Source organism: Burkholderia sp. E168m23 (assembly GCF_016586125.1).
Classification (GTDB): Bacteria; Pseudomonadota; Gammaproteobacteria; order Burkholderiales; family Burkholderiaceae; genus Burkholderia; species Burkholderia orbicola.
This window is the reverse complement of record NZ_BCPP01000267.1, coordinates 1-7,536: the sequence shown is the minus strand read 5'-3', so window position 1 is coordinate 7,536 and position 7,536 is coordinate 1. Positions and strand designations below refer to the sequence as shown.

Below are 7,536 nucleotides of genomic sequence, written 5' to 3'. Positions count from 1 at the left end.
TTTTGCCGCTCGAGGTGGGTCCACGCGCGAATGAGCCGGGTCGACAGGTATTGAAGTTGCGCGAGCTCCACCTGCAGCTTGCCTTCGTGGCTGCGGGCACGCTGCGCGAAAATGTCGAGGATGAGGCTCGTGCGATCGACCACGCGCCTGTTAAGTGCCTGCTCCAGATTGCGTTGCTGGGCGGGCGCCAACGCGTGGTTGAAGATGACGATTTCGACGTTGTGCGCGTCGCAGGCAAGCCGCAATTCATCGGCTTTGCCGCTGCCGATGAACATCTTGGCATCGGGACTGGCGCGACGACCGGTGAGGGTGACGGCGGGACGGGCCCCCGCGCTGGAGGCGAGAAGACTGAGTTCTTCGAGACTGGCTTCGAAATCGGTCTTGCCGAAATCGATGCCGACGAGCGCTGCGTTGATCAAATTATCGGGTGTCAAGATAAGGCGGCTGGCATCGGTCGCTCGCGGCGACCGGATGCCGGCCGCTGCGATAAGTTAGGACGAGGCTTCCGCGTCCGGGTGGAAATTCACCGGGCGCGCCGGCACGACCGTCGAGATGGCGTGCTTGTAAACCATCTGGGTCACCGTATTACGGAGCAACACGACGTACTGGTCGAACGATTCAATGTTCCCTTGAAGCTTGATGCCGTTGACGAGGTAGATCGAAACGGGAACGTGCTCTTTGCGCAGTGCGTTCAAAAACGGGTCTTGTAACAATTGCCCTTTGTTGCTCATGGCGTACTCCATCTTTTTTTGCAGGTTGATCTGGATTGGCGACGAAGAAAAAGAGATCCGGCGCCAATCGCTACACTATAGCTGATTTTGCCTGCCCCGCCCGGCCACTGGCCATGGGGCCGATGCCTTGCGGGGCGTGCTTCAGCCCTTGTCCGCGTACGGGTTGTTCGACGAACGGAACTCTATGCGCAATGGAGTCCCGGTCAGCGAGAAAGTTTCGCGGAATCGGTTTTCGAGGTAACGCTTGTACGTTTCCGTCACCGCGTCGAGCGCGTTGCCGTGGATCACGATGATCGGCGGATTCTGGCCGCCCTGGTGCGCATAGCGCAGCTTCGGACGCACCGGGCCGCGACGGCGCGGCTGCTGGAACTCGACGGCCTCGATCAGCGCGCGCGTGAGCTTCGGCGTCGGCAGCTTCGCCATCGCGGCCGCGTACGCGTCGTCGACCGAGCGCATCAGCGCGCCGATGCCCGTCTTCTTCGCGGCCGAAATGAAGTGCGATTTCGCGAAGTCGAGGAATTTCAGCTTGCGGGTCAAATCCGCTTTCGCGCGGTCGCGCGCGTGGTCGTCGAGACCGTCCCATTTGTTGACGCCGATCACGAGCGCGCGGCCCTGCTCGACGACGAAGCCGGCGATGTGTGCGTCCTGGTCGGAAATGTCCTGCTGCGCATCCAGCAGAAGAATGACGACGTTCGCGTCGGAGATCGACTGCAGCGTCTTCACGACCGAGAACTTCTCGATCGCCTCGAACACCTTGCCGCGGCGGCGCAGGCCGGCCGTGTCGATCAGCGTGTATTTCTTGCCGTTACGTTCGAAGTCGACGTAGATCGAATCGCGCGTCGTGCCCGGCATGTCGAACGCGATCACGCGGTCTTCGCCGATCAGCGCGTTGACGAGCGTCGACTTGCCGACGTTCGGCCGGCCGACGATCGCGATTTTGATGCCGCGCGACGGATCGTCCTCGTCCGCTTCCTCGGGCTGACCCGCGTACGCGACTTCGAGCGCCTCGTTGATCATGTCGGTCACGCCGTCGCCGTGCGCGGCCGAGATCGCGCGCGGATCGCCGAGCCCGAGCTCGTAGAAGTCCGTCGCGACCGCCGTGTACTTCATCCCCTCGGCCTTGTTGACGACCAGGAAGATCGGCCGGCCGGTCTTGCGCAGGTAGTCGGCGATCGACTTGTCCTGCGGCGCGAGCCCGTTACGGCCGTCGACGATGAACACGACGACGTCGGCTTCCTCGACGGCCTGCCGCGTCTGGCGCGCCATTTCGTGCAGGATGCCGTCCTTCGCGACGGGTTCGAAGCCGCCCGTATCGACGACCAGGTAAGGCCGTTCGCCGACGCGCCCTTCGCCGTAATGGCGATCGCGCGTCAGGCCGGGCAAGTCGGCGACCAGCGCATCGCGCGAGCGCGTGAGCCGGTTGAACAGCGTGGATTTCCCCACATTGGGGCGCCCAACGAGGGCAATGACCGGTTTCATCTGTGTTTTCTACGGTGAAGCGCAGCAGCGGGAGGCCCGCTGCTGCGGGCGGCTGCGCTGAATGAAAATATCACGAATTCGCGCCGCGCCGGATGCGCGCGCCCGGCACGCGTTGCGCGCCGTCGTCTTTCGTCTCGAACTGCCTTTCAAATACCGAGCGGCCGGGAACGCCGGCCGCCTTCAAGTCGCGCGGCCGCGGCACGCGGGACCTGCCCGCCGCGCCACGGCCGCACCTGTTTCCTGCGCGTCAGCGCGGACGGAACCCGTACAGGCCGCCGTCCTTCGTCTGCACGACGAGCGTGTTGCCCGCGAGGACCGGCGCCGCCGTAATCGCGCTGCCGTCGGTCTTCATCCGCGCGATGAAGCTGCCGTCCTCGCGCGACAGGAAGTGCACGAAGCCCTTGTAGTCGCCCATCACGACCGCATGCCCGAGCAGGTACGGCACGCCGACGTCACGGCTCTTCAGCTTGTCGTTGCGCCAGAGCTGGTTGCCCGTGGCCGCATCGTACGCGGTGACGACCGACCAGTCGTCGCCGCCGGCGACCACCGAATCGTCCTGCGCAAGGCCGCTGCGGCTCGAGAACGGCTTTTCCCACAGCGGCCGGCCCGAGTTTGCATCGAAGCAGCCGAGCTGCCCCTGGAACGTCACCGCGCAGGCTTCCGCGCCCACGAGCGTCGGCGGGCCGCTGACGTCGTTGATGCGCTCGACTTCGGTCACGCCCTTCGGGAACGACACCGGGGTTTGCCAGAACGGCTCACCCGTCTGCAGGTTGATCGCGACCAGACCGCCGCCCGGGAAGCCCGCGAGCACGGCCGCGTCGCCCGCGAACGTCATGCCCGCCGACACGCGCAGGTTCAGCGGCACCGCACGGTTGCGGTAGTTCCACTTCTGCTCGCCCGTCTGCGCGTTGAACGCGATCACCTGGCCGTCGATCGTGCGGACGACCACGAGGCCGTTGCCGACGAGCGGCGGCGAGAAGATCTCGCCTTGCACGCTGGTCTTCCACAGTTGCTTGCCGTCCGGGCCCAGCACGAACACGCCGCCCTTCAACGCACCGACCGCGGTCAGGTTGCCGTCGCTGCCGACCCCGGCCGACAGGTCCGAACCGACCTTCGAGCGCCACAGCGTCTGGCCCGTCTTCGCGTCGATCTTCTCGACCGCACCGTTTTCGCCCGCCGCATAGACCGCGTCGCCCACGGCCACTGGCGAGAACAGGTAGCGTCCGCCCTTGCCGACGCTCGCCTTCCAGACCTGTTGCACGTCCATGACGGGCTTGAACTCGGTGAGCGGCGTCGGCACGCGGCGCGCATCCTTCGACGACGAGCAAGCCGTCAAAGCGAGGACAGCCGCCGCGCAGGCAACGGGCACAGCGTAACGTTTCAGCAAATTCATCGGTTAGCGAAGCAGAGTTAAGAGGTTGAGGGGACCGGAATTCAGCCGCCGAGCGCGTCCAGCTTGAACTGCACGAGCTGGCGCGCGGACTGGTCGTCCTTCGACAGGCCGTCGAGCGCGAGCTTGTATGCCGCGCGCGCGTCGTCGGTCTTGCCTTGCGCGGCAAGCAGATCGCCGCGACGATCGGCCACGAGGCCCTTGAATGCATCGACTGGCGTACCCGACAGCAGCGCGAGGCCCGCATCGTACGCCTTCTCGTCGAGCAGCAGCGACGCGAGACGCAGCTTCGCGATCTGCTTGTACTCGTCGTCCTTGGCGTGATCGACGGCCCATTGCAGCTGAGCCTTCGCGCCGGCCGCATCGCCGGCCGCATACAGCGTCTTCGCGGCCGCGAGCGCCGTCATCTGCGCATACGGCGTGCTGCCGAACTTGTCTTCCATGTCGGCAGCCGCGCGGGCCATCGTTGCCTTGTCGTTCGCGGCGGCAGCCTTCTGGACCTGCTCGTACAGCCCGGACGCCTCGGCAGCCTGACGGCGCTGCCAGTAGTTCCAGCCGTTGAAACCGGCCGCGACGACGAGCGCCGCGAGCACGATCCACGTGGTGAGGTTGCCCCAGCGGGCCCACCACGCCTTGAGACTTTCAATCGATTCTTGTTCGTCGTGATAACTCATCGGCGAGCGATTCCTTCCTGTTCAGGCTTTTCTTGTCGAGCGGATGCCAGCGCGATCAGTCGTCGCCGTCTTCGGCGGATGCAACCATCGCATTGATTAGGAATTCGGTCAAGCTTTCGACCGGTACGGTCTGCTGAACGTTCTTTTCCCCTTCCGCACCCGCGCCGCGCAACGCTTTCACGCCCACCGTGCCGTTCGCGACCTCTTCTTCGCCGAAGATCACCGCGAACGCGGCGCCGCTTGCATCGGCCCGCTTCATCTGCGACTTGAAGCTCGCCGGCGCGCCGTCGGCGCTGCAGTGGAAGATCACGTCGAGGCCCGTGTCGCGCAGACGCTCGGCCGCGATGAACGCCTGTTCGCGCGCGGTGTCGCCCTGGTGCACGACGTACACGTCGACGCCTTCCTGCTCGGGCGCGAGATCCTCTTCCTTCAGCAGCTCGAGGATGCGCTCGATGCCCATCGCCCAGCCGCACGCGGCGGTCGGCTTACCGCCGAGCTGCTCGATCAGCGGATCGTAGCGGCCGCCGGCCGCGACCGTGCCCTGTGCGCCGAGCTTGTCGGTCACCCATTCGAACACGGTCAGATTGTAGTAATCGAGGCCACGCACCAGACGCGGGTTGATCTTGAACGGAATGTTGTTCGCGAGCAGCAGGCGCTGCAGCCCTTCGAAATGCGCGCGCGATTCGTCGCCGAGGAAATCGATCAGCTTCGGTGCGTTTTGCGCGATGTCCTGCAGCGCCGGGTTCTTCGTGTCGAGCACGCGCAGCGGGTTCGTATACAGGCGGCGCTTCGCGTCCTCGTCGAGCACGTCGGCAAACTGCTCGAGGTACTTGATCAGTTCGACGCGGTGCGCGGCGCGCTCTTCGGCGAGGCCGAGCGAGTTGATCTCGAGCTTGATGCCGGTCAGGCCGAGGTCGTCCCACAGGCGCTGGCACATCATGATGATCTCGGCATCCGCATCGGGACCCGCGAAGCCGAGCGCCTCGACGCCGACCTGGTGGAACTGGCGATAGCGGCCGCGCTGCGGACGCTCGTGACGGAACATCGGGCCGATGTACCACAGGCGCTTCGGGCCGTCGTACAGCATGTTGTGCTCGATCGACGCACGCACGACGGCCGCGGTGTTTTCCGGGCGCATCGTCAGGTTCTCGCCGTTCAGCGCGTCGGTGAAGCTGTACATCTCCTTCTCGACGATGTCCGTGACCTCGCCGATGCCACGCGTGAAGAGCTGCGTATGTTCGACGATCGGCGTGCGGATGTTCTGGTAGCCGTACGCGCGCAGCAGCGATTTCACGGTAGCTTCGAAGAATTCCCACAGGCCGGCATCCTGCGGAAGGATGTCGTTCATGCCTTTGACGCCGGTGAGCTTCTCGATCTTGCGTTTCTGTTCAGTCATCGTTCGTGTGTGTGGACGAATTAGTTCAGGGCCTCGGTGCGGCCGTAATTGCGTGCGACGTAGTCGCTGACGATCTGCTGGAATTCCTCGGCGATCCGCTCGCCACGCAGCGTCTTGACCTTCTCGCCGTCGATGAAGACAGGCGCGGCCGGGTTCTCGCCCGAACCCGGCAGGCTGATGCCGATGTTCGCGTGCTTCGATTCGCCCGGGCCATTGACGATGCAGCCCATCACCGCGACGTTCATCTTCTCGACGCCCGGATATTCCTTGCGCCAGACCGGCATCTGCTCGCGCAGGTAGGTCTGGATCTGCATCGCGAGTTCCTGGAACAGCGTGCTCGTCGTGCGGCCGCAGCCCGGGCACGCGATCACCATCGGCGCGAACGAGCGCAGGCCCATCGTCTGCAGGATTTCCTGGCCGACGATCACTTCGCCGGTGCGCGACGCGCCCGGCTCCGGCGTCAGCGAGATGCGGATCGTGTCGCCGATCCCTTCCTGCAGCAGCACGCCGAGCGCGGCCGTCGACGCGACGATCCCCTTCGAGCCCATGCCGGCCTCGGTCAGCCCGAGGTGCAGCGCGAAGCCGCAGCGGCGGCCGAGTTCGCGGTACACGGCGATCAGGTCCTGCACGCCGCTGACCTTGCACGACAACACGATGCGGTCACGGCCGAGGCCGAGCTCGACCGCGCGTTCGGCCGAGCCGATGGCCGACTGGATCAGCGCCTCGTACATCACGCTCTGCGCGTCCCACGGCTGCGCGCGCGCGCCGTTCTCGTCCATCATGCGTGCGAGCAGGTCCTGGTCGAGGCTGCCCCAGTTCACGCCGATCCGCACCGGCTTGTCGTACTTCGCCGCGGCCTCGATCATCTGCGCGAACTGCGTGTCGCGCTTCGCACCCTGACCGACGTTACCGGGGTTGGATCCGGTACTTCGACAGCGACTCGGCGCAGCCCGGATAGTCGCGCAGCAGCAGGTGGCCGTTGTAGTGGAAATCGCCGACGAGCGGCACGGTCACGCCCATCCGGTCGAGCTGCTCGCGGATCGCCGGCACGGCGGCCGCGGCTTCGGGCGTGTTGACCGTGATGCGCACCAGCTCGGAGCCCGCATTCGCGAGTTCCTTGATCTGGATCGCCGTGCCGATCGCATCGGCCGTGTCGGTATTCGTCATCGACTGCACGCGCACCGGCGCGTCGCCGCCGATCGTCACGAGTTGCCCGCCCCAGCGGACATCCACCGCATGCGATACGCGGCGCGGCTGATGCCCGCCGAACACCGGCTCGGTTGAACAAATCTGACTGCTGCGTGGGGATTGAGCTTCGGATTGCATCGATAGATCCATTTACGCGGAATGCGCCGCAACGTGGCGCATGAATTGAAAAAGCGCCGTGCCCTCACGGCCTGCCGAGATCGACGACAGGCCTTCGCCACGGCGCTTGACGTCAGGGCAACGTGAACCGCGCCACGTTACCCCGCGCTGCCGAATATTTTGCCGGATCGACCGGTTTTCCGTCGAACGCAACCGCGTCGAGGCCGGCCTTGTTGCCGATCGTGACCTTGAACGGCCCGTCACCGGCCACCTGCTTCGTTTCGCCGGCGCGCACCAGCGCCGAGAACAGCTCCTTGCCGTTCTTGTCGCGCACGCTGAACCAGCAATCCTGCTTGACCTTCAGTTCGACCATCGACTGGCCTGCCGCCACCACGACGCTCGCCGGCTGGGCCGGTGCGGCCGCGCTGGCCGCCGCCGTTGCCGCCACGGGCTGCGACGCAGCCGCCGTCGCGACTGGGGCCGCAGGCGCCGGAACGGCCGACGCGATCGCCTGCGCCGGAGTCGCCGATGCAGCAGCCGGGGCCGGAACCTCATTCGCAA

6 protein-coding genes and 2 pseudogenes are annotated in these 7,536 nt (G+C 65.6%); all 8 read right to left on the bottom strand.

What is annotated here, in order from left to right:
* Positions 1–434, bottom strand: a pseudogene (locus JMF90_RS15705) (GTPase HflX); the annotation flags it as partial.
* A 57-nt stretch (positions 435–491) separates the two neighbouring features.
* Positions 492–731: an RNA chaperone Hfq gene (hfq, locus tag JMF90_RS15700; RefSeq protein ID WP_006399927.1), complete on the bottom strand. Its 240-nt coding sequence runs from the start codon at positions 729–731 to the stop codon at positions 492–494.
* A 141-nt stretch (positions 732–872) separates the two neighbouring features.
* On the bottom strand, positions 873–2,210 hold the full coding sequence (gene der / locus JMF90_RS15695; protein WP_011549692.1) for a ribosome biogenesis GTPase Der: 1,338 nt from the start codon (positions 2,208–2,210) through the stop codon (positions 873–875).
* A 247-nt stretch (positions 2,211–2,457) separates the two neighbouring features.
* Entirely contained in the window at positions 2,458–3,603 is a 1,146-nt protein-coding gene (bamB, locus tag JMF90_RS15690; RefSeq protein WP_011549691.1) for an outer membrane protein assembly factor BamB, read from the bottom strand.
* Positions 3,604–3,644: 41 nt separating this feature from the next.
* Positions 3,645–4,274: a tetratricopeptide repeat protein gene (locus tag JMF90_RS15685; RefSeq protein WP_006478678.1), complete on the bottom strand. Its 630-nt coding sequence runs from the start codon at positions 4,272–4,274 to the stop codon at positions 3,645–3,647.
* Between the two features lie 55 nt (positions 4,275–4,329).
* The gene (gene hisS, locus JMF90_RS15680) at positions 4,330–5,670 is read right to left on the bottom strand and encodes a histidine--tRNA ligase (RefSeq protein ID WP_011549689.1); all 1,341 of its coding nucleotides are present in this window, start codon (positions 5,668–5,670) and stop codon (positions 4,330–4,332) included.
* Between the two features lie 20 nt (positions 5,671–5,690).
* A pseudogene (gene ispG, locus JMF90_RS15675) lies at positions 5,691–6,996 on the bottom strand (flavodoxin-dependent (E)-4-hydroxy-3-methylbut-2-enyl-diphosphate synthase).
* Positions 6,997–7,108: 112 nt separating this feature from the next.
* Positions 7,109–7,536: DUF4115 domain-containing protein (locus JMF90_RS15670; protein WP_236597984.1), on the bottom strand; the 428-nt coding region annotated here is incomplete at its 5' end.